This is a genomic window from Kitasatospora sp. NPDC093806, assembly GCF_040683335.1.
Taxonomy (GTDB): domain Bacteria; phylum Actinomycetota; class Actinomycetes; order Streptomycetales; family Streptomycetaceae; genus Kitasatospora.
Map to the genome: position 1 here is coordinate 26,316 of NZ_JBFBDO010000008.1, position 24,630 is coordinate 50,945.

26 protein-coding genes are annotated in these 24,630 nt (G+C 74.6%); 13 read left to right on the forward strand and 13 right to left on the reverse strand.

Translation table 11 applies throughout. The features are described from left to right. The first annotated feature begins 9 nt into the window (after nt 1-9). The 4 genes from AB0N76_RS07390 to AB0N76_RS07405 all read left to right on the forward strand — a co-directional run bounded on the left by AB0N76_RS07390 (nt 10) and on the right by AB0N76_RS07405 (nt 3,043). Nucleotides 10-909, forward strand: a complete 900-nt coding sequence (locus AB0N76_RS07390; protein ID WP_363554127.1) for a CAP domain-containing protein — start codon at nt 10-12, stop codon at nt 907-909. Between the two features lie 114 nt (nt 910-1,023). Then, nucleotides 1,024-1,596: a CHAP domain-containing protein gene (locus AB0N76_RS07395; RefSeq protein ID WP_363554129.1), complete on the forward strand. Its 573-nt coding sequence runs from the start codon at nt 1,024-1,026 to the stop codon at nt 1,594-1,596. 300 nt (nt 1,597-1,896) lie between these two features. Beyond that, nucleotides 1,897-2,472, forward strand: a complete 576-nt coding sequence (locus AB0N76_RS07400) for a hypothetical protein (protein WP_363554131.1) — start codon at nt 1,897-1,899, stop codon at nt 2,470-2,472. Further along, nucleotides 2,465-3,043, forward strand: a complete 579-nt coding sequence (locus AB0N76_RS07405) for a hypothetical protein (RefSeq protein WP_363554133.1) — start codon at nt 2,465-2,467, stop codon at nt 3,041-3,043. Before AB0N76_RS07400 ends, AB0N76_RS07405 begins: the two co-directional genes overlap by 8 nt. Nucleotides 3,044-3,106: 63 nt before the next feature. Here the strand turns inward: AB0N76_RS07405 and AB0N76_RS07410 are convergent, their stop codons facing one another. Next, a complete protein-coding gene (locus tag AB0N76_RS07410) occupies nt 3,107-3,583 on the reverse strand; it encodes a DUF1801 domain-containing protein (protein ID WP_363554135.1) in 477 nt (158 codons plus the stop codon). 66 nt (nt 3,584-3,649) lie between these two features. Beyond that, complete coding sequence (locus AB0N76_RS07415; protein ID WP_363554137.1) at nt 3,650-4,132, reverse strand: pyridoxamine 5'-phosphate oxidase family protein; 483 nt, start codon at nt 4,130-4,132, stop codon at nt 3,650-3,652. A gap of 210 nt (nt 4,133-4,342) precedes the next feature. Here AB0N76_RS07415 and AB0N76_RS07420 point away from each other — a divergent pair, with 210 nt between their 5' ends. Then, complete coding sequence (locus tag AB0N76_RS07420; protein WP_363554139.1) at nt 4,343-7,222, forward strand: LuxR C-terminal-related transcriptional regulator; 2,880 nt, start codon at nt 4,343-4,345, stop codon at nt 7,220-7,222. Between the two features lie 162 nt (nt 7,223-7,384). On the opposite strand, the gene AB0N76_RS07425 is transcribed toward AB0N76_RS07420, so the two are convergent. Next, on the reverse strand, nt 7,385-8,602 hold the full coding sequence (locus AB0N76_RS07425) for a cytochrome P450 (RefSeq protein WP_363554141.1): 1,218 nt from the start codon (nt 8,600-8,602) through the stop codon (nt 7,385-7,387). A 148-nt stretch (nt 8,603-8,750) separates the two neighbouring features. On the opposite strand from AB0N76_RS07425, the gene AB0N76_RS07430 reads away from it, so the two are divergent. After that, the gene (locus AB0N76_RS07430; protein WP_363554143.1) at nt 8,751-9,107 is read left to right on the forward strand and encodes an arsenate reductase family protein; all 357 of its coding nucleotides are present in this window, start codon (nt 8,751-8,753) and stop codon (nt 9,105-9,107) included. A gap of 45 nt (nt 9,108-9,152) precedes the next feature. Here AB0N76_RS07430 and AB0N76_RS07435 read toward each other — a convergent pair whose 3' ends face one another. Then, nucleotides 9,153-9,623, reverse strand: a complete 471-nt coding sequence (locus AB0N76_RS07435; RefSeq protein ID WP_363554145.1) for a pyridoxamine 5'-phosphate oxidase family protein — start codon at nt 9,621-9,623, stop codon at nt 9,153-9,155. Nucleotides 9,624-9,747: 124 nt separating this feature from the next. On the opposite strand from AB0N76_RS07435, the gene AB0N76_RS07440 reads away from it, so the two are divergent. Both AB0N76_RS07440 and AB0N76_RS07445 read left to right on the forward strand, forming a co-directional pair. After that, a complete protein-coding gene (locus AB0N76_RS07440) occupies nt 9,748-10,314 on the forward strand; it encodes a DUF1697 domain-containing protein (RefSeq protein ID WP_363554147.1) in 567 nt (188 codons plus the stop codon). A 55-nt stretch (nt 10,315-10,369) separates the two neighbouring features. Continuing rightward, complete coding sequence (locus tag AB0N76_RS07445) at nt 10,370-10,915, forward strand: DUF1707 and FHA domain-containing protein (RefSeq protein ID WP_363554149.1); 546 nt, start codon at nt 10,370-10,372, stop codon at nt 10,913-10,915. Between the two features lie 24 nt (nt 10,916-10,939). Here AB0N76_RS07445 and AB0N76_RS07450 read toward each other — a convergent pair whose 3' ends face one another. Beyond that, a complete protein-coding gene (locus tag AB0N76_RS07450) occupies nt 10,940-11,902 on the reverse strand; it encodes a DUF1152 domain-containing protein (RefSeq protein ID WP_363554151.1) in 963 nt (320 codons plus the stop codon). 87 nt (nt 11,903-11,989) lie between these two features. On the opposite strand from AB0N76_RS07450, the gene AB0N76_RS07455 reads away from it, so the two are divergent. Then, entirely contained in the window at nt 11,990-12,616 is a 627-nt protein-coding gene (locus AB0N76_RS07455) for a hypothetical protein (RefSeq protein ID WP_363554153.1), read from the forward strand. A gap of 92 nt (nt 12,617-12,708) precedes the next feature. On the opposite strand, the gene AB0N76_RS07460 is transcribed toward AB0N76_RS07455, so the two are convergent. Together AB0N76_RS07460 and AB0N76_RS07465 are read right to left on the reverse strand one after the other, a co-directional pair. Further along, nucleotides 12,709-13,170 (reverse strand): hypothetical protein, encoded by a 462-nt coding sequence (locus AB0N76_RS07460; RefSeq protein ID WP_363554155.1) that lies wholly within the window; start codon nt 13,168-13,170, stop codon nt 12,709-12,711. Between the two features lie 117 nt (nt 13,171-13,287). Next, entirely contained in the window at nt 13,288-13,944 is a 657-nt protein-coding gene (locus tag AB0N76_RS07465; RefSeq protein WP_363554157.1) for a TetR/AcrR family transcriptional regulator C-terminal domain-containing protein, read from the reverse strand. A 126-nt stretch (nt 13,945-14,070) separates the two neighbouring features. Here AB0N76_RS07465 and AB0N76_RS07470 point away from each other — a divergent pair, with 126 nt between their 5' ends. Further along, a complete protein-coding gene (locus AB0N76_RS07470; RefSeq protein ID WP_363554159.1) occupies nt 14,071-15,603 on the forward strand; it encodes an FAD-dependent monooxygenase in 1,533 nt (510 codons plus the stop codon). 90 nt (nt 15,604-15,693) lie between these two features. On the opposite strand, the gene AB0N76_RS07475 is transcribed toward AB0N76_RS07470, so the two are convergent. Then, on the reverse strand, nt 15,694-16,452 hold the full coding sequence (locus AB0N76_RS07475) for a hemerythrin domain-containing protein (protein ID WP_363554161.1): 759 nt from the start codon (nt 16,450-16,452) through the stop codon (nt 15,694-15,696). 275 nt (nt 16,453-16,727) lie between these two features. On the opposite strand from AB0N76_RS07475, the gene AB0N76_RS07480 reads away from it, so the two are divergent. Together AB0N76_RS07480 and AB0N76_RS07485 are read left to right on the forward strand one after the other, a co-directional pair. After that, nucleotides 16,728-17,264 (forward strand): sigma-70 family RNA polymerase sigma factor, encoded by a 537-nt coding sequence (locus AB0N76_RS07480; RefSeq protein ID WP_363554163.1) that lies wholly within the window; start codon nt 16,728-16,730, stop codon nt 17,262-17,264. Between the two features lie 109 nt (nt 17,265-17,373). After that, nucleotides 17,374-18,189 (forward strand): hypothetical protein, encoded by an 816-nt coding sequence (locus AB0N76_RS07485; RefSeq protein WP_363554165.1) that lies wholly within the window; start codon nt 17,374-17,376, stop codon nt 18,187-18,189. Between the two features lie 37 nt (nt 18,190-18,226). On the opposite strand, the gene AB0N76_RS07490 is transcribed toward AB0N76_RS07485, so the two are convergent. After that, nucleotides 18,227-19,330: an alpha/beta hydrolase-fold protein gene (locus AB0N76_RS07490; RefSeq protein WP_363554167.1), complete on the reverse strand. Its 1,104-nt coding sequence runs from the start codon at nt 19,328-19,330 to the stop codon at nt 18,227-18,229. A 462-nt stretch (nt 19,331-19,792) separates the two neighbouring features. Between AB0N76_RS07490 and AB0N76_RS07495 the strand changes: the two genes are divergently transcribed. Continuing rightward, nucleotides 19,793-20,581 carry an SDR family oxidoreductase gene (locus AB0N76_RS07495; protein ID WP_363554169.1) on the forward strand — a complete coding sequence of 263 codons (789 nt, stop codon included), beginning with the start codon at nt 19,793-19,795 and terminating at the stop codon, nt 20,579-20,581. 16 nt (nt 20,582-20,597) lie between these two features. Here the strand turns inward: AB0N76_RS07495 and AB0N76_RS07500 are convergent, their stop codons facing one another. From AB0N76_RS07500 to AB0N76_RS07515, 4 genes are all read right to left on the reverse strand, one after another. Next, nucleotides 20,598-20,819, reverse strand: coding sequence for a hypothetical protein (locus tag AB0N76_RS07500; protein ID WP_363554171.1), 222 nt, complete (start codon nt 20,817-20,819; stop codon nt 20,598-20,600). Between the two features lie 116 nt (nt 20,820-20,935). Further along, nucleotides 20,936-22,666: a carbohydrate-binding module family 20 domain-containing protein gene (locus AB0N76_RS07505; RefSeq protein WP_363554173.1), complete on the reverse strand. Its 1,731-nt coding sequence runs from the start codon at nt 22,664-22,666 to the stop codon at nt 20,936-20,938. A 214-nt stretch (nt 22,667-22,880) separates the two neighbouring features. Continuing rightward, nucleotides 22,881-23,219 (reverse strand): P-II family nitrogen regulator, encoded by a 339-nt coding sequence (locus tag AB0N76_RS07510; RefSeq protein ID WP_363554175.1) that lies wholly within the window; start codon nt 23,217-23,219, stop codon nt 22,881-22,883. Next, nucleotides 23,216-24,580 carry an ammonium transporter gene (locus tag AB0N76_RS07515; protein ID WP_363554303.1) on the reverse strand — a complete coding sequence of 455 codons (1,365 nt, stop codon included), beginning with the start codon at nt 24,578-24,580 and terminating at the stop codon, nt 23,216-23,218. Before AB0N76_RS07515 ends, AB0N76_RS07510 begins: the two co-directional genes overlap by 4 nt. Nucleotides 24,581-24,630: the final 50 nt, after the last annotated feature.

Sequence of the window (24,630 nt, forward strand, 5' to 3'; positions counted from 1 at the left end):
AGGCGCGACATGCCCACGCTCCCGCAGCACGGCCAGACCTGGACCCTGGAGTCCGCCAACGGAACGGTCGCCGACGTCCGCTGCGGCCGGATCGCCGCCGGCACCGCCGTCCAGTCCTGGGGCGCCGCCGGCACCTCCGCCCAGGGCTGGGCCTTCTGGGCCAAGGACGGCGGCAGCTGGCTGCTGGAGACCCAGCTCACCGTCGGCCGGCACGCCCCCGGCCAGGCCATGGTCGTCGACTACGACTACTCCACCCGCCAGGCCTGGCTGTACGACGAGCACAACCAGCCCAACCAGCACTGGTACCTGGAGGTCGTCGACGAGGACTGGTTCCGGATCCGGACCGCCCGCACCGACGAGGGCCGGCTGTACCTCACCGCCGCCGCCCCCGGCTGCCCGCTCACCCTGTCCCGGCCGGACGAGGCCGTCCCGGCCCAGCGCTGGCGGCTCACCGCAGCCGACGGCGTCGGCGGCGCCGGACGGCAGCGCGCCGAGCCGCACCCCGTGCCGCGGCAGCGGTCCGGCCACGACTTCCGCGCCGAGATGCTGAGCGCCGTCAACGCCGAGCGCGGACGCACCGGCGTCCAGCCGATCCGCTTGGACGACCGCCTCAGCGCCGCCGCCCAGCGCCATGCCGACGACCTGGCCGCGCACGACCTCACCCAGCACCACGGCACCGACGGCAGCTCCCCCTGGGACCGGCTCCGCGACGTCGGCGTCGCCAACGTCCCCGCCGCCGAGAACGTCACGCCGGGCAACAGCGTGCCGGAGGCCATGCGCAGTTGGCTGAACAGCCGGCCGCACCGCGACAACCTCCTCAACCCGCAGTACAACCGCATCGGCATCGGCCACTCGCCCCGCCGGCGCGGCAGTTGGGGGCGGTACGTGCAGACCTTCGCCCAGCTCTGAGCGGGTCCGGTCCGAAAGCCGTGAAGCGATGAAGCCATGAAGCCATGAAGCCGCGAGTCCATGAAGCGATGAAGCGATGAAGCGATGACGCAAGGAAGCAAGGAGTCCACACCCATGTCCTCGAACGCGGCGGACCTGATCCGCGTCGCCCGCGACCAGGTCTGGTACCACGAGGAGCACCACGGCGGCGGCCGCCGGCACGGCATCCCACGGCGCTCCCCCGCCGTCCCCGGCCCGGAGCGGTCCCTCGGCGAGGCCTGGTGCACCGCCTTCGTCGCCTGGTGCGCCCGGGAGTCCGGCAACGCCGCCCTCTTCCCGGCGAGCGCCTCCTGCGCGGAGGACGTCGCCTGGTTCAAGGAGCGCGACCGCTTCACCGAGTACCCCGTGATCGGCGGCCAGGTCTTCTTCGGCCCCGGCGGCGGCAGCCACACCGGCATCTGCGTCGCCTACACCGGCTCCACCGTCACCACCGTCGAGGGCGGTGCCGGTGGTGCCGACGGCGTCCATCTCAAGACCCGCGACCGGCGCTCGGACTGGGTCCACGGCTACGGCGTCCCGGACTTCGCCGAGGGCGTCGTGCTCGCCGACCCGGGGTGGCGGGAGCGGCCCGACGCGCTCTACTTCGGGCAGGAGGCGGCCGCCGACGACCGGACGGTGGGTGACCGGCCGGTCGGCTGCCCGGGGTGATCCCCCGCGAGGGCGACGGGGGCCGGTCCGTTCCGGCGGGCCGGCCCCGCGTCCCCTGACGGTGGAGCAGCGCGCGCCGGACGGCACCCGGCGTGTTGAACTGCATACGGAGCATCACGGCGCGCCAAGGCCTGCCGGGCTTTCGACGCGGCCGTCACGCACGCGCGTCCGCCCCGGCGACCGGCCCCGCGACCGGCCCCCGCCCTGCCCACGAGCACGGTGAGGACGCCCCGGTCGTGCCGCGCGCCCGCTTCCGTCCGCCGTCCGGTGGGCCGACCCCCGTAGAAGGAAACCCTTTCCGTGACATCCACCCGTTCCGCACGCCCGCGCACCACCCTCGCCGTCCGCTCGCTGACCACCGCCCTGCTCGCGGCGGGCCTGTGGCTGCCCGCCGCACCGCACGCGGCCGCCGCGCCGCAGGACGCCGCCGCACCGACCGTCGACGTCACCTGTCCCGTGGGCACCGCCACCGTCAGCTACTCCCCCGGTGTGACGCTGGACCCCAAGCCGACCGACCTGTCCTTCGCCGGCTCGGCCGCCCCGTGCACGTCGACCGACCCGACGATCACCGCGGCCAACAGCGTCACCGGTACCGGCTCGGGGCGGCTCGGCTGCGTCAGCGGCAGCTTCGACGCGACCGGCACCATCACCTGGAACACCGGCGCGACCAGCCAGGTCCGCTTCGCCTCCGTGGTCGACCTCCGGCCGTCCGGGATCCCGGTGGTGGTCGGGAACGGCCCGGTCACCGACGGCAAGTTCAAGGGGGACGCCTTCACCATCACCATCGAGCTGCTGCCCGACAACCCCTTCCTCTGCTTCTCCACCGGCGTCACCCAGACGCACGGCGCTGCCGCAGTCACGGTGACCCATGCGTGACCCGGCCACCCGCATCTGGGTCAGGGCGGCGGTGACGGCCGCGGTGTGCTGCGCGGCGCTGCTGCCCGCCGCGTCGCAGGCCGACGCCCGGTCGCGCACCGGGTCTGAGCTGGTCGACTGCGCGCTGACGGGTACGGCGCACTTCTCGCCGCCGCTGTCGGGCACCGCCCGGCCCACCACCGTCACCGTCGACGCGGCCCTCTCCCCGTGCACGTACACCGTGTTCGCCCCGGACGGCATCACCTCCGGCACGGCGAAGGTCACGCTGGTCTTCTCCGCGCTGAGCTGCACCACCAGCACCCTCGACAGCTCGGCCTCCCACGCCCGGTTCAACTGGAACCTCGCCGACGGCGACCACACCTTCAGCCGGCTGACCGGCATCACGCTCACCCAGGCCATCGGCAACGGCATCCTGGCCGGCACCGTCACCGCAGACTCCCCGCGCCTGGCGGGCGAGCGGGCCGTCTCGGTCCTGGAGGTGATCAGCAAGCAACTGCTGACCAGCAACTGCGAGACCGGGGGCACCCCGGTCGCCGACAGCACCGTCGTCGCGGACATCGCCTTCGCGTGACCACGGGCCGCTTGATCGGACCGCTTGATCGGGCCGCTTGACCTGGCTGGTCGAGCGGCCCGGTCAGGCGACGGCGGTGGTGACGAGGGCGGTGATGCGGGCCTCGACGGCGGGGGTCAGCTCGGTCAGGGCGAAGACGGTCGGCCACAGGGCGCCGTCGTCCAGCCGCGCCACGTCGCTGAAGCCGAGGGTCGCATAGCGCGACTTGAACTTCTGCGCGCACTGGAAGAAGCAGAGCACCTTGCCGTCCTTCGCGTACGCGGGCATCCCGTACCAGAGCTTGGGCGCGAGGTCCGGCGCGGCGGCCCTGATGATCACGTGCAGTCGCTCGGCGAGGATCCGGTCCGCGTCCGTCATCTCGGCGATCTTCGCGAGCACGTCCTGCTCCGCGTCGGCCTTGGCGGTTCGCGGGCTGCGGCGGGCGGCGGCCTTCAGCTCCTTGGCGTGGTCCCGCATCGCGGCGCGCTCGTCGTCGGTGAAGCCGTCGAACGCCGCGGTCTTCGCGGTGGTGCCGGCGGCGGGGGTCCGGGTGTTCTTCATGAGGTGAACTCGCTTTCCTGTTTCCGGAAGATGATCAGTCGGTCGTACGGTGGTGGTTTCGCGTGCTCAGACGAGCCAGTGGCCGTCGCGCATGAGGTCACGGCCCGACAGCTCGTTCTCCTCCCGCCAGGCCTGGACGCGGCGGGGCGTGATCCGGAACCAGCGGTACCGCGCCCCCAGCGTGCGCGGGTCGAAGCCGGTGCGCGCGGCGAACCGGTCGCCCTGCTCGGCCGGCAGGGTGTCGATCCCGTGCACCTCGACCGTGCCCTCGATCATCACCACGTCCCGGGTCGGGCCCAGCGCCAGCCGGGCGACCCCGGTCGCGGCCAGGTTGCGGCCGGTCGGGCTGTCGGCCGGGGTGGCGAGCAGCAGGGCCGTGCCGTCCCAGTCGAAGGAGAGCGGGACGAGGTACGGCGCACCGTCCGGCGAGGCGCTGGCCACCCAGACGTCCACGTCGTGGGCGAGCCGGTCCTCGGCGTCGCGACGGCGCAGGGCGCGGGGGCGCGGTCCGGCGTTCGTCGGGTGGGCCGGGGCGGCGGTACCGGACATGATCGCTCCTCAGGTGGGCGGGTGGTGGGCCGTGGTGTCCGGCCCTTCGCTGTGGTCACAGCCTCCCCCGGGAGGGGTGCGGGCCGCCTCCGTGCCGAGCACGGAACGCACCACGGAACGCACTACGGAGAGCGGTACGGAACGCACTACGGAGAGCGGTACGGAGACCGTGGTCGAGGTGCTCCGAGGGCGGCTGCGGATAATGGCCCGGTGCCCAGTCCAGTGATCTCGCCTCGGGAAGCCGACGTCCTCGCGCTGCTCGGTGAACACCTCAGCAACGCGGAGATCGCCGCGCGGCTGTTCATCTCCGTCCGCACGGTCGAATCGCACACCTCCTCACTGCTGCGCAAGCTCGCGGCCCCGGACCGGCGGGCGCTCTCCCGCCACGCCGCCGGCCTCGCCGGCGCCGGTGCCCCCGCCGCTCGCGACACCTCCGACGCCCCGGACGCCCCCGCCGCGCAGCCGCGTCCGACGGCGCCCGTCCTCCCGGCGCCGCTGACGGCGTTCGTCGGCCGGGCCCGGGAGCGCGACGAACTGGCCGCCGCCGTACGGGCGCACCGGCAGGTGACCGCCGCCGGACCGGGCGGGGTCGGCAAGACCCGGCTCGCCCTGGCGGTGGCGGCGGCGGTGGCCGACGACTTCGCCGACGGCGTGTGGTTCGTCGACCTGGCGCCGGTCACCGACCCCGAGCGGGTGGCCGCCGCCGTCGCGGCCGCCCTGGGCGTCGGCGAGCAGCCCGGACGCGGCGTCGACGAGGCCCTGACGGCCGCGCTGGCCGACCACCGGACGCTACTGGTGCTGGACAACTGCGAGCAGGTCCGCGACGGCGTGGCGCCGTTCCTCGAACGGCTGTTGACGGCCTGTCCGCAGGTCCGGGTGCTGGCGACCAGCCGGGCCCGGCTGCTGGTGCCGTTCGAACGGGTCGTCCCGGTCCCGCCGCTGTCCCGGGACGGCGGCGGCGCGTCGGACGCCGTCACCCTGTTCGTCGAACGGGCGACCGCCGCCGGCGCGGCCCCGGACCCGGACCCGGCGCTGCGGGAGCGGATCGCGGCCGTCTGCGAACGGCTCGACGGCATGGCGCTGGCGATCGAACTCGCCGCCGCCCGCTGGCCCACACTCGGCCTCGACGGGCTCACCGCCGGCCTCTCCGACCAGTTGCGGTTCCTGGCCGGCGGGCCGCGAGCCGGCGACCGGCACCGCTCGGTGCGGGCCGCCCTGGACTGGAGCCACGACCTGCTGGAGCCGGCGGACCGGGCGCTGCTGCGCCGGGTGTCGGTGTTCGTCCTGCCGTTCACCGCCGAGGCGGCCGCCGCGGTGGCGGGGTCGGCGGGGGTCTCGGGATCGACGGGGGACGGGCCGGTCCTCGACCCGGCCGCCATCGCCGACGGGCTCGGCCGGCTCACCGAGCAGAGCCTGCTCACCGCGACCCCGTCCGCGACCGGCACCCGCTACCGGGCGTTGGAGACCATCCGCCAGTACGGGACGGAGCGCCTCGCCGAGGCCGACGAGCTGCTGAACGTCCGCGCCGCTCACGCGCGTTGGTGCCTGGCGCAGGCCCAGGCCCTCGGTGCGGACGAGGACGGCGCGGACTGGCGGGCCCGGTTCGACGCGGTCGCGGAGGACCTCCGGGCCGCCCTCGCCCGGGCCGCCGAACGGCCGGAGCTGCGCGCGGACGCCCACCGGCTCGCCCTGTCCCTGGCCGGGCCGGCCTTCACCCGCAACCTGCTCGGCGAGTCCCAGCAGCGCTACGAGCAGGCGGCCGCGCTCGCCGGTCCCCCGGTCGGCGACGGGGACGGCGACCGGGCTGCGGGCGCTGCCGCCTCCGCCGCCGCGCTGCGGGAGGCCGCCCGGGTCGCCGGGTGCCGAGGGCTCGGCGACGACATGTACCGCCTGCACCGGGCGGCCGCCGAGGCCGCCCGCCTGGCCGGGGACACCGCCGGCGCCGCCCGCGACCTGGCGGCCGCCGCCACCGTCGCGTACCGCTTCTCCAGCGCGTTCACCCGGATACCCGGCGCCGAGGAGGTGACCGCCCTGCTCACGGCGGCACGCGAACTGTCCGAGGACGGCGGCGCCCCCGTCGACCGGGCCACCGAGGCGGCCGTCGCGCTGGCCGAGGCGGCCGTGCTCGCGGACGCCTTCGGCTCGGTCCAGGGCAGCCCCGACAACACCGTCGAGCAGACCGTCGCGGCCGCCGAACGGGCCGTCGAACTCGCCCGGCGCGCCGGCGACCCCGTCGCCGAGTCCGCCGCCCTCGACGCGCTCTCCGGCGCCCGGAGCTGGGCCGGCCACCCCTTCGCCGCCGCGGCCGCCGCCCGCCGCCGGACCGAGCTGCTTGCCCCGGCCCCCCGCACCCCCGCCGCGACGCACGAACGGGTCGACGCCCTCGCCATGGCCGCCGCCACCGCCCTCGGCATCGGCGAACTGCCGCAGGCCGCGCGGTGGGGCCGACAGCTCGCCGACCACCCGCTGCTGGCCGAGGTCGGCCACCACGCCACGTCCTGGCTGCTGGTCGCGGACGCCTTCGCGGGCCGGACCGAGGACGTGCTCGCGGGCGGCGTACGGTTCCTCGACGCGTGGGAACAGGCCGGGCGACCGCGCTCGTTCTCGCTCGGCCCGGCCGCCGCCTCGGTCGCGATGGTCCACGGCCTGCGCGGCGACCACGACGCCCGGGCCACCTGGCTCGCCGTCGCCGACCGGGCGGGGCCCGAGGAGGAACACCGGTACGGCTACGGCGCGATCCTCGACGCGACGGTGCTGCTCCACCACGGGGACCCGGAGGCGGCCCTGGCCCGGATCGCACCCGCGCCGGAGGAGGTGTGGAAGTGGGTCTCCTGGGTCTGGCTGCACTGGTACGCGGCCCTGCGCGCGGAGGCCTCCGTCCTCGCCGGCCACCCGGGCGCCCGTCCCCGCCTCGCCGCCGCCCGCGCCACGGTCGCCGGCAACCCGGTCGCCACCGCCCAGGTCGACCGGGCCGAAGCCCTCCTGGACGGCGACCCGACCCGACTCCTCGCCACCGCAACCGCCTTCACCACCGCCGGCTGCCCCTACCAACACACCCGCACCCTCCACCTGTCCGCCGGCACCCACTGACCGGGGTGCCACCGAAGGGCGAAGGCATACGGCTCGGCCGGCCCGCACCAGCGACGGCGGCCGGGTCGGCCTCGGGACCAGAGGCCGACGGCGGGGCCGGGCGCCGAAGGAGAGCCGGCGTGTGGGTCGGCGGCCCGAGGCCGCCCGGCCCGGGCCGGGGGATCAGCGGGTGGTGATGGGGAGGGTTTCGTAGCCGCGGAGGACGAGGCGGTGGCGGCGGGTGGGGACGCCGCCGGGGGCGAGGCGGGGGAAGCGGTCGAGCAGGGCGGGGGTGGCGAGGTCGGCTTCCAGGCGGGCGAGTTGGCTGCCGAGGCAGAAGTGCGGGCCGCCGCCGAAGCTGAGCGGCTGGCTGTCGGTGCGGGTCGGGTCGAAGCGGTCCGGGTGCGGGTAGCGGGCCGGGTCGTGGTTGGCGGCGCCCAGCATGACGAACACCGCGGTGCCGGGCGGCGCGGGCAGGTTCGCGACGGTGAGGCCGGGCGCGGCGGCGATCCGGGAGGTGAGCTGGACCGGGGAGTCGTAGCGCAGCACCTCGTCGGTGAACAGGGACGGGTCGAGCGCGCCGGTGCGCAGGCCCTCCGCAGCCGACGGGTGGTGGAAGAGCTGGGCGAGGCCGTTGCCGAGCAGGTTGGTGGTGGTCTCGAACCCGGCGACCAGGAGGAGGACGAGGTTGCTGAGCAGTTCGGCGCCGGAGATCCGGTCCGGGGAGTCGACGGCGATCCGGGCGAGGTCGCTGACCAGGTCGCCGGTCGGGCGGGCCAGCCGGTCGGCGACCAGGCCGATGAAGTAGTCGGTCAGTTCCTCTGCGGCCCGGTCGGCGGCGGCCAGTTCGGCGAGCTCCTGGACCGGTTCGAGGGCGATGGTGAGGTCCGAGGCGAGGCGGCGGAAGAGCAGGCGGTCGCCGATCGGGACGCCGAGCAGTTCGCAGATCACCTCGACCGGCAGCCGGAAGGCGAAGGCGTCCATGAAGTCGACGGGCGAGCCGTCCGCTCCCCGCTCGGCCAGGTCGTCGAGCAGCCGGTCCACCGTGGCCTCGATCGCGGGGCGAAGCGACGCGACCCGGCGGGCGTTGAAGGCCGAGGCGATGAGCGAGCGGACCCGGCCGTGGTCGGGGGCGTTGCGCTGGAGGATCGAGCGGCCGATGAGGGCGATGGAGGCGTGACGGAGCAGTTCCGCGTCGGAGCTCGCCATCGCCTGGGGGTCCTCCAGGGCGAAGGCGGGGTTGCGCAGCACCTGGCCGGCGGCGTCGTGGCCGACGGCCAGCAGCGCCGCGGGGCCGGCCGGGGTGGCGGGGCCGAGTTCGTGCGCCCGGGCGTAGAGCGGGTAGGGGTCGATCCGCCCCTCGGTGGTCATGAGCTGCTCGATGATCGCTGCGCCGTCCATCCGGTGTTCCCCTCCCGAGAAATCCGACTCCAGAAGGGGCAACTGTCGGTGGACGCACGGGAGTTCCCGCCCGACGCGGGAGCCGGCGACGTGACCGGCCGACGCGGGGTGCCGGGGGCGGGGCGGGGGCGGTCGGTAGGCTGGCGGGATGGAGATCTGGATCAACCCGCGTTGCGGGAAGTGCCGTAGCGCGCTCAACACGCTGGAGGGCGCGGGCGTCGAGTACACCGTGCGGCGTTACCTGGAGGACCCGCCGAGCGTCGCCGAGCTGGAGGCGGTGCTGGGGCGGCTGGGCCTGGAACCGTGGGACATCACCCGCACGGACGAGCAGGTGGCCAAGGACCTGGGCATGAAGCAGTGGAGCCGGGAGCCGGGCGACCGGGCGCGCTGGATCGCGGCGATGGCCGAGCACCCGATCCTGATCCAGCGCCCGATCATCACCGCGGACGACGGGCACGCCGTGGTCGCCCGCACGCCCGAGGCGGTCAAGGCCGTCCTGCCGTAGCGGCGGGGGTCGGGACGGCGGCGCGGCGGGACGGCGGGCCGGTCCTCAGCGGCGCTCGACCCGCCGCACCGGCTCGCCCGGGCGCCAGGACCTGATCACCACCGCGTCGCCCTCGACGGTGGTGTGCACCACTTGGTCCAGCTCCAGCCGGAAGGCGTGGTACGGGCCGGGCGGCGGCTCGGGGAGCTCGGCCTCGTAGGCGGCGAGCTCGGCTTCGTCGGTCAGCTCGACGGCCCGGCCGGAGACCTTGGCGTCGCCGTCGGCCAGCGTCTCGTCGCTCGGGTTGCTGTGCAGGGCGAAGCGGGCGTCGCGCCGGAGGTCCAGCGCCTTGACCGCACCGTGCATCGACCCGAGCACGAGGTCGGCGCCGTGGAAGTCGACCTCGGTGCCGCTCACCCGGGGCGAACCGTCCTTGCGGAGGGTCGCCAGGACGTGGTGCTTGTTGGCCTCGAAGCGGGCCCGTACGGCGGGGGCCAGGTCCGGTGCCTCGTGCTCGAAATCCTGCCAGGTAGCCATGGCGCCAGTCTGGCACCGGGCACCGACAACCGCCCCTGCCCGCGGACCCGCCCGGCCCGCAGAAGCCGTCGAGGTGCGGCCCGGGCCGAGCCCGGCTGTCGGTGGCCGGTGCCAGACTGGCCGGGTGACCACTGCGACCACCACCACGTACCTCGCCTTCCTCCGGGCCGTCAACGTCGGCGGCCGGACGGTGAAGATGGAGCGCCTGCGCGGGCTCTTCACCGAGCTCGGCCTGGAGCGCGTCGGCTCCTACATCCAGAGCGGCAACGTCTTCTTCACCGCCGAGGTCACCGACGCGGCGGGCCGGGCCGCGCTCACCGGGCGGATCGAGGCGCACCTGGCCGAGCAGCTGGGCTACCCGGTGCCGGTGCTGCTGCGCACGGTCGACGAGGTCCAGGCGGTGCTCGACGCCGAGCCGTTCGCGGGCGTCGAGGCCACCCCGGACGTCCGGCTCACGGTGAACTTCCTCTCCGAGCCGCTGCCCGCGGACTTCCCGCTCCCGTACACCTCGCCGAAGGGCGACTACGAGGTGATCGGCGCCGACCCCGGCACCGCCTACGTGGTGGTGCACCTGAAGGACGGCAAGTGGGTCACCACCGGCAAGCTCTTCGGCAAGTCCTACCGGGGTGCGGTGACCTCGCGCTTCCTCCACACCACGGTCAAGATCCTGGCGGCCGCCCGGAAGGCCTGAGCACACCCGCCCGCGGAATCTGGACAGGTCGGCGGGGGCGGCCGAGAATCGGTCCATGATGTCGCGTGAGAACCGGACACAGGTGGTCCGGCCGTCCGAGGCCGAGCGGGAGCAGGTGCTCGACGCGCTGCGGGAGGGTGCGGGCAGCGGGCGGCTGTCGCACGACACCTTCCTGGGGCGGCTCGACCTCGTGCTCCACGCGGGCAGCCGCGCCGAGCTGAACGCGGCGATGGCGGACCTGCCGGCCGGGAACCCGGTCGGGCGGTTCGTGCTGCGCGCGGTGGGCGGGGCGTCCGCGTTCGGGGTGCGGCTGCGCACGGCGTGGCGGGTCGAGCGGCTGCCGGGGCTGAGCCTTCCGCACGCCGGGGCGGGGCAGTTGACGATCGGCCGGATCCCCGGGGCGGGGCTGCGGCTGAACGACGTGTCGGTCTCCCGGCACCACGCCGAGCTGCGCCGGGAGGGCGACGGCTGGGTGCTGTACGACCTCGGCTCGACCAACGGCACGCACGTGAACGGGTACCGGATCGCCGGCGGGGTGCGGGTCCGGCCGGGCGACCAGGTGCGCTTCGGCAACCTGGAGTTCCGGCTCGCCGTGGGCTGAACCGGGTCCGGCGCGACAGCCGGTTCAGTGCGGGAACTGGCGGGGCGGGCGCTGGGTGGGCAGCGAGTCCTGGAAGTCCGCGATGACGCCGCTGATCTGGCGCATCAGCACGGTCCGTTCGAGCCGGTCGAGGTAGCGGTGCTCGGCGGCGAGCGCCTCGACCGTGACGCCGAAGTAGAGCGTCATCAGCGGGTTGACGAAGAGCGTGCTGTACCGGGTCCGCTCGGTGAACCGGACGTCGCCGAACCGTCCGGACAGCGCGGCCGCCACCGAGCCCTGGACGATGCTCGGGTGCTCCGGGAACGCCGCCCTGGCGTGCTCGACCGCGTCCAGGTAGAGAGCCCCCTCGCGGCTGTCGCGCGGGATCGAGAAGGCGCCGAGGTAGCCGCCGGACCGGTCGATCGCGGCGAGGTTCTCCAGCACCAGCGCGTGGTTGACGCCGTGGTGGGCGTCGATGCCGAAGCCGAGGCAGGCGACCAGGCGCTCGGGGATCCCGGTCAGCCCGGCGACGGCGGCGAGGCTGGCCATGTCCTCCTCGGGCGTGCCGAGGCCCGCCTCGTCGCCGCGCATCAGGATGTCGGTGCCGCCGTCGACGAGCAGCAGCGCGTCGATGCCGAGCCGCCCGGTGAGCTCCCGGTAGGCGGCGCGCAGCGGCTGCACGCCGACCTTGGGGAAGGCCCAGACGGTGTCGGGCATGCCGTGCGACCGGAGCCAGCGGGCCAGCGTCCGCTCCGGGAAGTAGCCCTCGGGGGCCGGGGTGTCGGGGCCGATCCGGGCCAGATCGGGGGCCTGCCAGACGTCTGTGGGCAGGCCGTCGAGCGCGCTGAAGGAGAGGTTGGCGAGGTGCACCTCCTTGCCGGCCGCGCGCAGCGCGAGGGCCAGCGGGAGGCCGGCGTAGACGTCGAAGCCGCCGCCCGCGCCGGCGATCAGGATGCGCTCGGCGGCGAGCAGACGGGTGATCAGCGGCGGCTGGAGGAGGGAGTTCACCGGGGGACGGTAGCACCCGGACGGGCGGCCCCCTGGCTGGTGATCGGGGCGGCCCGGATTGTCAGAGGCGGGTGCTTGGATGCGGACATGGACCAGGACCAGGACACCGTGCAGAGCACCCTTGACGCCGAGGCGCTGCAGGACGCCGAGGTACTGCGGGACGCCGTGGAGCGGGCCCGCGAGCTGATCCGCTGCGGCTTCCAGGAGCCGGACGAGATAGCCGAGTCCCTGGTCGAGGACCTCGACGACCAGGGACTGACGATGGAGGAGGCGGAGCGGATCGTCGCTCCGCTGTGGCGGGAGCGTCTGGAGGAGCAGGCGTCCTGGCCGGACACGACCGACGTCGACCGGCTGGAGGCCGCCTTCGACGCCCTGGAGGAGCTGGGCATCGTCGCGGCGATGGACTTCACCTGCTGCGCGAACTGCGGCTACGCCGAGATCGGTGGCGAGGCCGAGGAGGGCTCGCGCGGCTTCGTGTTCTTCCACCAGCAGGACACCGAACGGGCCGCTGACGGCGGCGCGCTGATGCTGCGGTACGGCGGGTTCCAGGTGGACGGCGAACCGACGGAGTCGGCCGTGCGGAGGACGGCCGAGGTCGGGCGGGAGGTGGTCACGGCGCTGACGGCGGCGGGGCTGCCGACCGAGTGGGACGGTTCGCCGGAGACGGCGATCGCGGTCACGCCGATCAGCTGGCTCAACCGTCTGCCGGAGTAGCCGTCCGCCGGCGTGGCCGCCGCGCTCGGAGGTGGTGACCGCAGAGGTGGTGACCGCCGGCCGGTGAGCGACTGCCGGCCGGCGGCCACCGGTCAGCGGGCCACGTGGAGCTGGGCGGCGTGCTCCTCGGCGTCGGCGCGGCGCAGGGTGACCTTCGCGGGGCCGATGACGGTCTCGGTGTCCTCGGTGAGGGTCTTGGTCTCCGTGCCGAGCTTGACCTCGGCCGTGGTGTCGGTGATCCGGCCGACGGTCAGCTCGACCTTGCGGTCGCCGCCGAACACCTCGACGGTGCGGGTGGAGTCGGCGTCGTCGGTGTGGACGACGACGTCGCAGCTGTCGTCGCTGAGGCAGAGCGCGGCGCCGCCCTCGCAGGCGGTGAGGCCGGCGCCGAGCAGCAGGACGGCGGCGGTCGCGAGGGCGGCCGAGCGGACGGCCGGGACGCGGCGCCGGGCGGGCCGGCGACCCGGGCGGACGGTCGGGTGGTGGGCGTCGTCGTGGGCGGCGTGGGCATCGTGGGCGTCATCGTGGTGCGGGGCGGTGGGCGCACTGGTCATGCCACGACGGTAGGTTCGCCCCGCTCCCCCGGGCATCGCCCCTCGGCGGTACCGGACCCCTGGCCGCCCCCGGAGCGCGGGGGCCGCCCGGACCCGGAGACGCCTTGGGCGAAACCCCTAGGGGGTGGGCCGAGTTGACGGGGGCGACAGGGTGGCCTCGACGCCGGCCACGATGATCGCCAGGCCGCGTTCGAAGCGCCGCTCGAAGTCGCCGAAGAGATCTCGGCCGGCCTCGGCGGCCAGGGCGTACTCGGGGGCGATCCCGGCGGCCCGCTGCTCCGGGTCGTAGCCCGGCGCCCGCTCCCCCGGTACCGGGTGGACGGCCTGCTCCTCGATCACGAAGCCGACGGTGTACGCGTACGCGGTGGTGAAGGCCTGGACGGCGTCGGCGAGTTCGAAGCCGGCCCGGGTGAACGCGGCGAGCATGGCGTGCTGCCCCTCGGCGTGCCCGTAGTCGGTGAGCCGGGTGCCGCTGAAGACCTTGGCGCCGTCCCGGTAGCCGAGCAGCGCGGCGCGCAGGGTGCGGCAGGTGCCGGTGATCGCCTGCTGCCAGGAGTCCGGGACGGCGACCGGACCGGCGTACGTCCGGCGGAGCATCTCGGTGGCCATCTCGTCGAGCAGCGCCTGCTTGTTGGCGAAGTGCCAGTAGAGCGCGGGCGCCTTGACGTCCAGCTCGGTGGCGATCCGGCGGAGGGTGAGCCCGTCCAACCCGGTCTCGTCGAGCAGGCGCAGGGCGGTGTCGACCACCTGGGCGCGGTCCAGCTTCGGCGGCACGTCGCGCTCCTTCTCCGTTGGCTCCGTCGGCGGCTCCTCGTTCCGGCGAGCCGGCGTTGACAATTTAACACCGTTAAGCCCATGCTTCCGGACGTCAGCAACTTAACGACGTTAAGGAGGGCTCTCATGTCGCACGCCCATGCCCCCGGAACGGCTCCCGAACGGACCGAGGTCCTGATCGTCGGCGCCGGGCCGACCGGCCTCACGCTCGCCTGCGACCTGGCCCGGCGCGGGGTGGACGCGCTGCTGGTCGAACGGGCCGGCGCGCTGTTCCCCGGCTCGCGCGGCAAGGGGCTCCAGCCCCGCACCCAGGAGGTCTTCGAGGACCTCGGCCTGCTCGCCGCCGTCCACGCCGCCGGCCGCCGCTACCCGCGCATGCTGACCTGGGAGGACGGCGAGCGGAAGGGCGAGTGGGACCTCGTCGAGAACGCCGAGCCCGACCCGACCGTGCCGTTCCCGGCAGTCTGGATGATCCCGCAGTGGCGCACCCAGGAGCTGCTGCACGAGCGGCTGCGCGAGCTCGGCGGCCGGGTCGGCCTCGGCATCGCGCTGACCGGCCTGGACCGGTACCCCGACCGGGTCGAGGCCCGGCTGACCGGCCCCGACGGCGTCGAGCGCACCGTCTCGGCCCGCTACCTGGTCGCCGCCGACGGCGGCCGCTCCACCGTCCGCCGGGCGATCGGCGTCCCGATGGCGGGCGAGCAGGTCGACCCGCGCCCCTCGCTGGTCGCCGACGTCGAGATCGACGGCCTCGACCGCGACAACTGGCACATCTGGCCGAAGGCGCCCGGCGGCGCGCTGCTGCTCTGCCCGCTGCCCGGCACCACCGCCTTCCAGCTGTTCGCCCGGTTCGGGGCGGACGACGGCAGCGGCCCGGAGCAGCCGGACACCTCGGCGGAGGGCGTGCGCCGGACCGTCGCGGCCCGCACCCACCTGCCCGCGGCGGCGGTCGGCCGGGTGCACTGGGCGTCCGACTTCCGGCCGCGCGCGGCGCTCGCCGAGCGGTTCCGGGACGGCCGGGTCTTCCTGGCCGGCGACGCCGCGCACATCCACTCCCCGGCCGGCGGGCAGGGCCTGAACACCAGCGTCCAGGACGCGTACAACCTGGGCTGGAAGCTCGGCCAGGTGCTGCGGCACGGCGCCGACGAGGCACTGCTGGACAGTTACGAGCAGGAGCGGCTGCCGATCGCCGCCGACGTGCTGGAGCTCTCCACCCGGCTGCACCGCGCGGGCGGGGTCCGGGACGGCGGGCTGCGGCGCGGGCCGCGCACCGAGCAGCTCGGGCTCGGCTACGAGGACGGCCCGCTGACCGTGGAGGCGCGCCCGGGGCTGCCCGAGGACGCGCTGCAGGCGGGCGAACGGGCACCGGACGCGCCGCTGACCGGCTCGCTGCTCGACGGGGTGGAGGGGTCGGCCGTGGACGGCGGCCCCCGGCGGCTCTTCGAACTGTTCCACGGCCCGCGGTTCACCGTGCTCGCCATCGGTTGCGCCCTGCCCGCGCTCCCCGCCCGCGTGCCCGGCCACCGGGTCGACGGCGGCCTGACGGAACGGGTGTACGGGCGGGGCCTGTTCGCGGTCCGGCCGGACGGCTACCTGGGCCTGGCCACCCACGACCCGGCCGACCTGCCGACCTACCTTGCCCGGTTCGGCCTGCGCTGACCGCGACCGGAGCGCCCCATCGCGGACCCGACCCATGCCGCCGGCATGTGCCACGCGCGTAGATCAACGGCCCGCGAAAAGGCCCGGCGCTCAGTCGCCGGCCACGTCCCAGGCCTCGGGCGCACCCCAGAGCGGCGCCGTGCAGCGCTGGTAGGTGGCCTGCCAGTGCGGCCAGTGCCGGGCCACCACGTCGTCGCAGTCGGCGAGCAGCCGGTCGACCACCACCGGCTCGACGCCGTCCATCAGCCAGGCGAGCGCGTCCGGGCTGCCCGGGCCCTCGGCGGAGTGCAGCACGTCCAGCAGCTCGGGCAGGCTGCCGACCCGCGAGGTCCCGGCGAGGACCCGCTCCATCCTCGGCAGCAGCTGGCGCTCCTCGATCCGCAGGTGGGTCTCCAACCGGGCCGCCAGGTCCTCGATCGCGTAGGCCACCGGCCAGACCGAACCGGCGTCCCGGCTGGCGATCCGGACCAGGGTGGTGACCCGGGTGAAGGAGTGGTCCAGGTTGTGGTGGTCCGCCTCCAGCCAGTTCAGCAGCAGCCGCAGCTCGGGCGCGAAGCGGCGGACGATCGGCCAGATCCGGGTGTCCTGCTGCTCGTGGTGGCAGGTGAGCATGGCGGTGACGAAGTTCCAGTGCCGCAGCAGGGCGGCGCCCTTCTCGTCCTCGCCCGGCTGGATCAGCCGGAGGGCGGTGGGCAGCCGGGCGAGGTCCCGGCGGAGCGCGGCGTGCACCAGCCGCAGTCCGGCGAAACGGAAGTCCTGCGGATCCTCGTCGGCGGCGGCGCGCTCGTGCGAGCGGCCACCCTGGGCGGGCACGGGCGGGGACGCTACGGGCAGCAGGTGGCTGGGCATGGCACTCTCTTCACGGCTTGGCAGGGCGGGGAACGACCTGGCACAACTGGCGGGCTGGCGCTCCCACCACAGTGGTCAGAGGACATCAGAGGTGAATCAATGTCCGATTGACGTGCAGCTCAGCGGCCGTTCGGCCACCCGGGGCCGCCGGTCCCGCCGACCCTTCGGACGAGGGGCGGAGGAGCCCGACGCAACATTCCGCCGCGCCCACCCCGTGTTAACGGACGAGGGTGCGCACCGTGCGCCGGGGAACCGACGAGGAACAGCGAGGCCGGATGTCACCGGAACAGGAACGGGCGTTCGACGAGTTCGTCGCGGGCCGGTACGCCGCGCTGCGCCGCACCGGCTACCTGCTGTGCGGCGACTGGCACCTGGCCGAGGACCTCGTCCAGACCACCCTGGTGAAGCTGTACGCCCGCTGGCCGCGGCTGCGCGAGCCGGCCGCCGCCTACGGCTACGCCCGGACGACGCTGGTCCGCGCCTACGTGGACACCCGGCGGCGGCGCGGCTCGCACGAGCTGGCCGCCCCGGACCTCGGCCCCCTGCTGGAGGACGGCCGGACCGCCGACGGCCGGCGCCCCGGGGAGCAGGCCGAGCCGGCCCGGCGGCTGGCCCTGCTGGCGGCGCTCGCGCAGGTCAGCCCGGCGTACCGGGCGGTGCTGGTGCTGCGGTTCTGGGAGGACCAGTCGATCGAGTCGACGGCGGCCGCGCTGCGGCAGAGCACCGGCGCGGTGAAGTCCGCGACCAACCGGGGCCTGGCCCAACTGCGCGCGATCCTCGGCGACTCGCTGCACGAGATCGCCGCCGGCTGACGGCCCCGAGCAGCGAGCAGCGCGACCAGCGAGCAGCACGAGCAGCGACCAGCACGAGCAGCGACCAGCGACCGGCCGGCCCGAGTGCCGACGGGAACGAAGGAGAGTCATGAGCCAGGAGGACCGGGAGCCGGGCGCCGAGGAGTTGGGCGCGCTGTTCCGCGCGGTGCTGGACCAGCCGGAGCCGACCGTGCCGCCGGTGGGGCCGCAGGTGAAGCGGGCCGGCGGCCGGCTGCGGCGGAGGCGGCGGCTGCTGACGGCGACGGCCGTGGCGGCCGCGGTGGCGGTCATCGCCACGGCGGGGGTCGCGGTGAGCGGCCGGCCCCTGGAGGTCGACAACCTGGACGCCACCGTCCCGGCCGCCCCGGCGCCGAGCGCCCCGACCCCAGCGGCAGCGACGGCAACCCCGGACCGGCCGGCCACCGACTGGCAACAGGACGCCGCCGGCCACGCCGCCCTGCTGCGCTTCCTGCGCGAGCACCCACTGCCCGGCGTCACGGCGGTCGACGAACGCGACAGGGCGACCGAGTTCACCCTGCGGCGGACCAGCGGCGGCCCGGTCCGGTTCGCCCGGTTCTTCGAGGGCCCCGTCCGCGACTCCTCCCTGCGGGAGTCGCCCTGCGAGCAGCGGAAGCTGCCGAACGGCGACGTGGCGGCCGACCCGATCGGCACCGGTTGCCTCCCCGTGCCGCTCCCGGACGGCGCCCTCGCCTGGGTGCTCAACCCGCTCACCCGCGGCCAACCGCAGTCGGTCCTGGTCTGGCTGGTCACCGCGCAGGGCCGGCTCTTCACCCTGGGCGTCGACTCCGGCCCGGTCGACGGCCGGTACGACGTGGTGCCGTTGGAGGCGGTGCGGGACCTGGTGGCCACGCCCGGGTTCGTCCGGGCCGTCGACGAGGGCTGGCGGGACTCGGCGATCCGCTGAGTCCCGGCGGCCCCCGGGCCCCGGCTCCCCGGGCCGGTCAGTCGCTCTGCGGCGCCGACAGGTTCTTGCTGAGCCACTGCAGGGTGTCGGGGATCATCTTCTTGAAGTCCTTGGTGAGGTGGTCGCCGCCGGGCTGCTCGTAGTACTCGACCGTGAGCGGCGCCACCACCTTGGCGATCCAGTTCTGCACCAGCTTCTTCTCGTACGCGTTGGCGCCGCCGGCGGTGGCGAGCATCTTCACGTCGGCCTTGCCCTGGGCGACCATCACGTCCGGGCTGTTGGCCTGGCGCTCGGCCTCGTGGCCCTTCCAGAGCAGCGAGTCCGGGTTGAAGTAGCCGTCGATCGGGACGGCGGCCCGGAACTTGTCCGGGTGCTGGAGGGCGAGCTTGGCGCTGCAGAACGCGCCGGTGGAGGCGCCCATCAGGCCCCAGCCGTCGCGGCTGTTGATCGTGCGGAAGTTGGCGCGGACGAAGTCCGGGACGTCCTCGGCCATCCAGGTGCCCATCTTGGGCTGGCCGGGGATGTCGGAGCAGTCCAGGGCGTTCTTCTCGTCGGCGTTGAAGTTCTGCACCGGCATGATCATGATGAACGGGTGCGCCTTGCCCTGCTTGACCAGGTCGGCGTCGTTCTCCTGGATCGGCAGCTGGTTGTCGGTCCAGGTGTTGTAGCCGTTGCTCTGGCCGCCCGCGAAGAGGGTGAGCACCGGGAAGCCGGTCTTGGCGTACTTCGGGTCGTTGTACTCCGGCGGCAGCCAGACCCAGACCTTGCCGGAGACACCGGACTTGGGGCCGGTCACGGTGGTCATCAGGATCGGGCCGGCGGCGGTGTCGCGGGCCTTGGTGAGGGTGGCGGCCGGGCCGGTGGGCATCAGCACCTTGCCCGGGGCGGCCGGGGGCTGGGCGGGCGTGGCCGGGGCGGCGGGTGCCGAGGAGGAGCTGGTGCCGGCCGCCGGGCTGCCGGGGGCGGAGGAGGACGCGGTGCCGGTGGCGCCGCCGGTGCTCGACGTGGTGGCGCCGCCGGCCTTCGCCGAATCCCCCTTGTTCCCGCCGTCCGAGCTGCCGCAGGCCGCCAGCGCGGCGGCCAGGGTGAAGACGGTGGCGCCGGTCAGCACGGCGCGGAAACGGGAGGACTGCGGCTGCACGGTGAGGACTCTCCGACCGGTGTCGCGCCCGCTCCGTGGGGAGCCGGGCGGGGGCCCCGGATGGGGCCGGACAGGCCCGGGGCGCGACCACCTGCAACCCCCGGGAAGGCGGCGCGCCGCCGGGCCCGGCGGCGTGTCGTCCTGCGATCTTATGACGTGGACCCGCACGGGCCGGTTGCGCGTCGGCCAGCACCGATCCAATGTTTGTTCCCGATCGGGTAAAGGCCCCGGGCTCCCCTGCCGACCGGCGGGGTGCGACCCCCCGCCGGTCGACGGGGAGGGCGCTCCGGGGCGGCCCCGGGACCGTCCGGACGGCCGAGCGCACCGCGCAAGCCGGGGGGCGCGCGGGCCGAGCCCCGAACCGCTCGCACCGGTGACGCCGGGCCCGGGATCGGGAACGATCGGACCCGATCCGCCCGCGTCACGCGACCGCCCGTACCGCCCGACCCCGAGGAGCCCACCATGCCCGTACCGCCCACCGACCGGGTCGCCGTCGTCACCGGGGCCGGCAGCGGCATCGGCCGGGCCGTCGCGGTGGAACTGGCCGCCGGCGGCTGGCGGCTGGTGCTCGCCGGGCGCCGGGAGGCCCCGCTGCACGAGACCGCGAGGCTGGCCGGCGAAGCAGCGGGCCGCACGACGGACGACGCACCGGACGCCCCCGCCGTGGTGCCGACCGACGTCACCGACCCGGCCGCCGTGGACGCGCTCTTCGCGGCCGCCGTCGACCGCTTCGGCCGGGTCGACCTGCTATTCAACAACGCCGGCACCTTCGGCACCGCCGCCACGGTGGACGAACTGGACGTCGCCGAGTGGCGGGCCGTGGTCGACCTCAACCTGACCGGCGCCTTCCTGTGCGCCCGCGCCGCGTTCCGGCAGATGCGGGCGCAGCACCCGCAGGGCGGCCGGATCATCAACAACGGCTCGATCTCCGCGCACGTGCCGCGCCCGCACTCGATCGCCTACACCGCGACCAAGCACGCCGTGACCGGGCTGACCAAGTCGCTGTCGCTGGACGGCCGCCCGTACCGGATCGCCTGCGGCCAGATCGACGTCGGCAACGCCGCCACCGAGCTGACCGCCGCGATGGGCTCGGGCGTGCGGCAGGCGGACGGGCGGATCGCGGTGGAACCGACCATGGACGTCGCCGACGTGGCCCGCACGGTGCGGCACATGGCGGAGCTGCCGCCGGAGGCCAATGTGCAGTTCGCGACGGTCATGGCGACCGCGATGCCGTACATCGGCCGCGGGTGACCGCGTCCGGGCCTGGTCAATCGTCGTGCGAGTGCCGGTAGCGGCGGGTGCCGTTCTCCTCGACCAGCAGGTAGACGCTGGTGGTGGGCCAGTACTCGCCGGCCTCGGCGGCCGGGAGTTCGGCGCGCAGGACCATCCGGAGCGAGGGCGGCGGGGCGGCGGCGTTGACGCGTTTGCGGTGGCCGTCCCAGCGGCCGCCGCAGAGTTCGAGGTCGAGGACGACGGGGGTGGTGCTCATGCCGTGATGCTGGCAGGGTTCACCCGCCGAAACGGGTTTGAACTCGCAGCACCACTCGTAGGTGGGACCCTCGTCGCACCAGGCTGACGAAGGTCCCACCACAGAGCAACCCCGGCCTACGGCCGCCAGGTGTCGTTCAGGCCCACCCGCCCCGAGGCGGGCACCGTCGCCGTCCGGTTGGCCCCAGACTCCCAGGTCACCGCGCCGGAGGCGTCCTTGCGCAGGTACTTGTAGGCGAAGGCGGTGCCGGGCGCCAGCGTGACGTCCGCCTTCCAGACCGGGTAGGCGGCCGAGGAGAGCGGCACCGCCTTCGCCGGGTCCCAGCCGCCCAGCGCGGCGGCGTCGCCGGCCACGTAGAGGTTCTGCCCCCACGCGGTGGTCGCGTCGACCGCGAAGGAGGCGCCGCCGGTCACCGCGGTGCCGCCGCCGGGCGCGCCGACGTACAGCGCGACCGCGTCGCCCGCGCCGACCGTCGCGGTGAACCGCCCGTCCGTGCCGACCTGGTAGGACGGGCCGGTGCAGCCGCCGGCCGCCGGGTCGCCGTGCTGGACGTCGCAGTAGGAGCCGGCCGGCAGCGAGGTCTGGAAGGTCCGGCTGACCGGGCCGCTCTCCCGGTTGACCGCCACGAAGCCCTTGTTGCCGCGCCCGAAGGCGATCGCGTTGCTGCCGTTGGACCACCAGTCGGTGAGCCCGGTGCCGGCCACCGCGTTGCGGAAGCCGACCATGTTGGCCACCTGCCGCCAGGCGTGCGTGCAGTTCCAGCCGTCCTGGTAGCAGGCGTTGACGGTGCCGCCGTTCGGCGGGCCGTCGTCGTGGCCGGTGAAGGCGTAGCCGGAGTACACGTTGGGCGCGCCGTACGGGTGGGCCAGCATGAAGACGTTGGCCAGGGTGTAGGCGGAGCCGTCCTGGTAGGTGAGGGTCGAGCCGTTGCGCTCGGTGTCCCAGTTGTCGACGAAGGTGCGGGCCTTGTCGGTGGGCAGCAGGCCGGAGCCCCAGCCGGACAGGTCGGCGAGCCGGCCGCCCTGGAAGGCGCTCTTCAGCCAGGTGCCGGAGCGGAACTCGTCGACGTCGCCGGTGCCGGTGTACTCGGACGGCAGGATCGGCTCGCCCGCGCCGTAGATGACCTCCTGCACCCAGTAGGCCTGCGGGTTGGCCGTCTTGGCCTTGATCGCGGCGAGGTCGGCGGCGGCGATGTGCTTGGCGGCGTCGATCCGGTAGCCGTCGACGCCGAGCGAGGCCAGGTCGTCGAGGTAGCGGGCGATGGTCTGCCGGACGTAGGCGCTGCCGGTGTCCAGGTCGGAGAGGTTGACCAGCTCGCAGTTCTGCACGTTGGCGCGGTCGGCGTAGTTGCCGATCGCGGTCCGGCAGGAGTGGAAGTCCCAGTCCTGGTAGAAGCCGGGGTAGGTGTACTTGCTGTACGCGGTGCCGCCGGTGCCGGTGCCGGAGCCCGCCGACATGTGGTTGATCACCGAGTCCGCGATCACCTTGACGCCGGCCGCGTGGCAGGTGTCGATCATGTTCTTGAAGGCCGTCCGGTCGCCGAGGCGCCCGGCTATCTTGTAGCTGACCGGCTGGTAGGAGGTCCACCACTGGGCGCCCTGGATGTGCTCCTGGGGCGGCGAGACCTCGACGAAGCCGTAGCCCTTCGGGCCGAGGGTGTCGGTGCAGGCCTTGGCGACCGAGTCGAAGCGCCACTCGAAGAGCGTCGCCGTGACGTCCTTGCCGTTGCCGGGCGGGGCGGCCTGCGCGGTGGGGGCGGCGGCGCCGAGGGCGGCGGTGAGCGAGAGCGCGAGGGCCGCCGAGGCGGCGAGCGCGCCGGCCGTCCGCGCGGGGGCTGTGGTGACCACGTTGTCTCCTGGGGTGGCTGAGGTGGGGGCAGCCTGGGGTACCGCTCATGAAAGCTTGCTGAAACTTTCCGGAAACTTGCAGCGCTGAACCTAGGCGCGCCACCAAGGGCCGTCAAGAGCCTCGGAGGAACGTTTCCGCAGGCCAGGACGGTCGTATACGAACCCCAAGGGCGAACGGGTCCTCCCCCGGACCCGCCGCCCGCATGTCAGCCCGTCAGACGGCGTCCGGCCCGCGCTCGCCGGTGCGGACCCGGACGATGGTCTCCACCGGGACCGCCCAGACCTTGCCGTCACCGATCTTGCCGGTGCGGGCGGCCCGGACCAGCGTCTCGATCACCAGGTCGGCGTCCTCGTCCTCGACGACGACCTCGATCCGCACCTTCGGCACCAGGTCGATCCGGTACTCGGCGCCCCGGTACACCTCGGTGTGCCCGTGCTGCCGCCCGTACCCACTGGCCTCGCTGACGGTCAGTCCGGCCACGCCGACCGATTGCAGCGCGCGCTTGACGTCGTCCAGTTTGAACGGCTTGACGATGGCGGTGATCAGCTTCATGCGGAGGACGCCTTGTCGGACGGGTGCGCGAGCACGCTGGCGGTGGAGGTGGTGACGACCGCTTGCCCCAGCACACCGTGGCCGAGGACGCCGTGATCGTACGCGGTCTCGGCGTGCACGGCGAGGTCCAGACCGGTGAGTTCGTGCTCCTCGCTGGCCCGGAAGCCCGTCACCCGCTCGATCGCCCACCCGATGCCGTAGGTGACCGCGAAGGAGTAGCCGGCCACCGCCAGGATCGCCACCAGCTGCCTGCCCAGCTGCCCGAACCCGCCGCCGTGCAGCAGCCCGGCCGGGCCGCCGGTCATCGCGGTGGTGGCGAACAGGCCGATCAGCGCGGTGCCGATCACCCCGGCCACGAAGTGCACGCCCACCACGTCCAGCGAGTCGTCGAAACCGAACCGGAACTTCCAGCTCACCGCGTACGAGCAGACCACGCCGGCCGCCAGCCCGATCAGCAGGGCACCGGGCAGGTCGACGCTGCCGCAGGACGGCGTGATCGCGACCAGGCCGGCCACCGCGCCGGAGGCGGCGCCCAGGGTGGTGGCGTGGCCGTCCCGGCGCTTCTCCACCAGCAGCCAGCCGAGCAGTCCGGTGCAGCCGGCCGCCTGGGTGTTGAGCAGGGCGGAGGCGGCGAGGCCGTTGGCGCCGAGCGCGGAGCCGGCGTTGAAGCCGAACCAGCCGAACCAGAGCAGGCCCGCGCCGAGCAGCACCAGCGGCAGCGAGTGCGGGCGCATCGCCTCCGTCCGGAAGCCGATCCGCGGGCCCAGCAGCAGCGCCAGGGCGAGGCCGCTCGCCCCGCAGTTGACCTCGACCACGGTGCCGCCGGCGAAGTCCAGTGCGCCGAGCTCGGTGAGGATCCAGCCGCCCGGCGCGAACACCCAGTGCGCGACCGGGACGTAGACCAGCAGCGTCCAGACGGCGGTGAAGACCACCCAGGCGCCGAACTTCGCCCGGTCCGCGATCGCGCCGCTGATCAGCGCGGCGGTGATGATCGCGAAGGTCAGCTGGAAGGTCGCGAACAGCACGGTGGGCACCCGGCCGGTGAGCGAGGACGGGGTGATCCCGGCCATCCCCAGGTGGTCCAGGCCGCCGATCAGGCCCCAGCCGCCGGCGTCCGGGGCGAACGCCAGCGAGTAGCCGGCGAGCAGCCAGACCACGGTGACCACGGCGATCGAGACGAAGCTCATCATGATCATGTTGAGCACGCTCTTGGTGCGCACCATGCCGCCGTAGAACAGCGCCAGCCCGGGGGTCATCAGCAGCACCAGCGCGGTGCTGGCGAGCAGCCAGGCGGTGTCGCCGGTGTCAGGGCCGGACGGCGGCGCGTCGGCGAGCGGGACGAGGGCCGGGACGTGGGCCAGGAACACGGCGGTACCTCCGGGAGGCCTGCGGGCAGGGGCGGGTGCCGGAA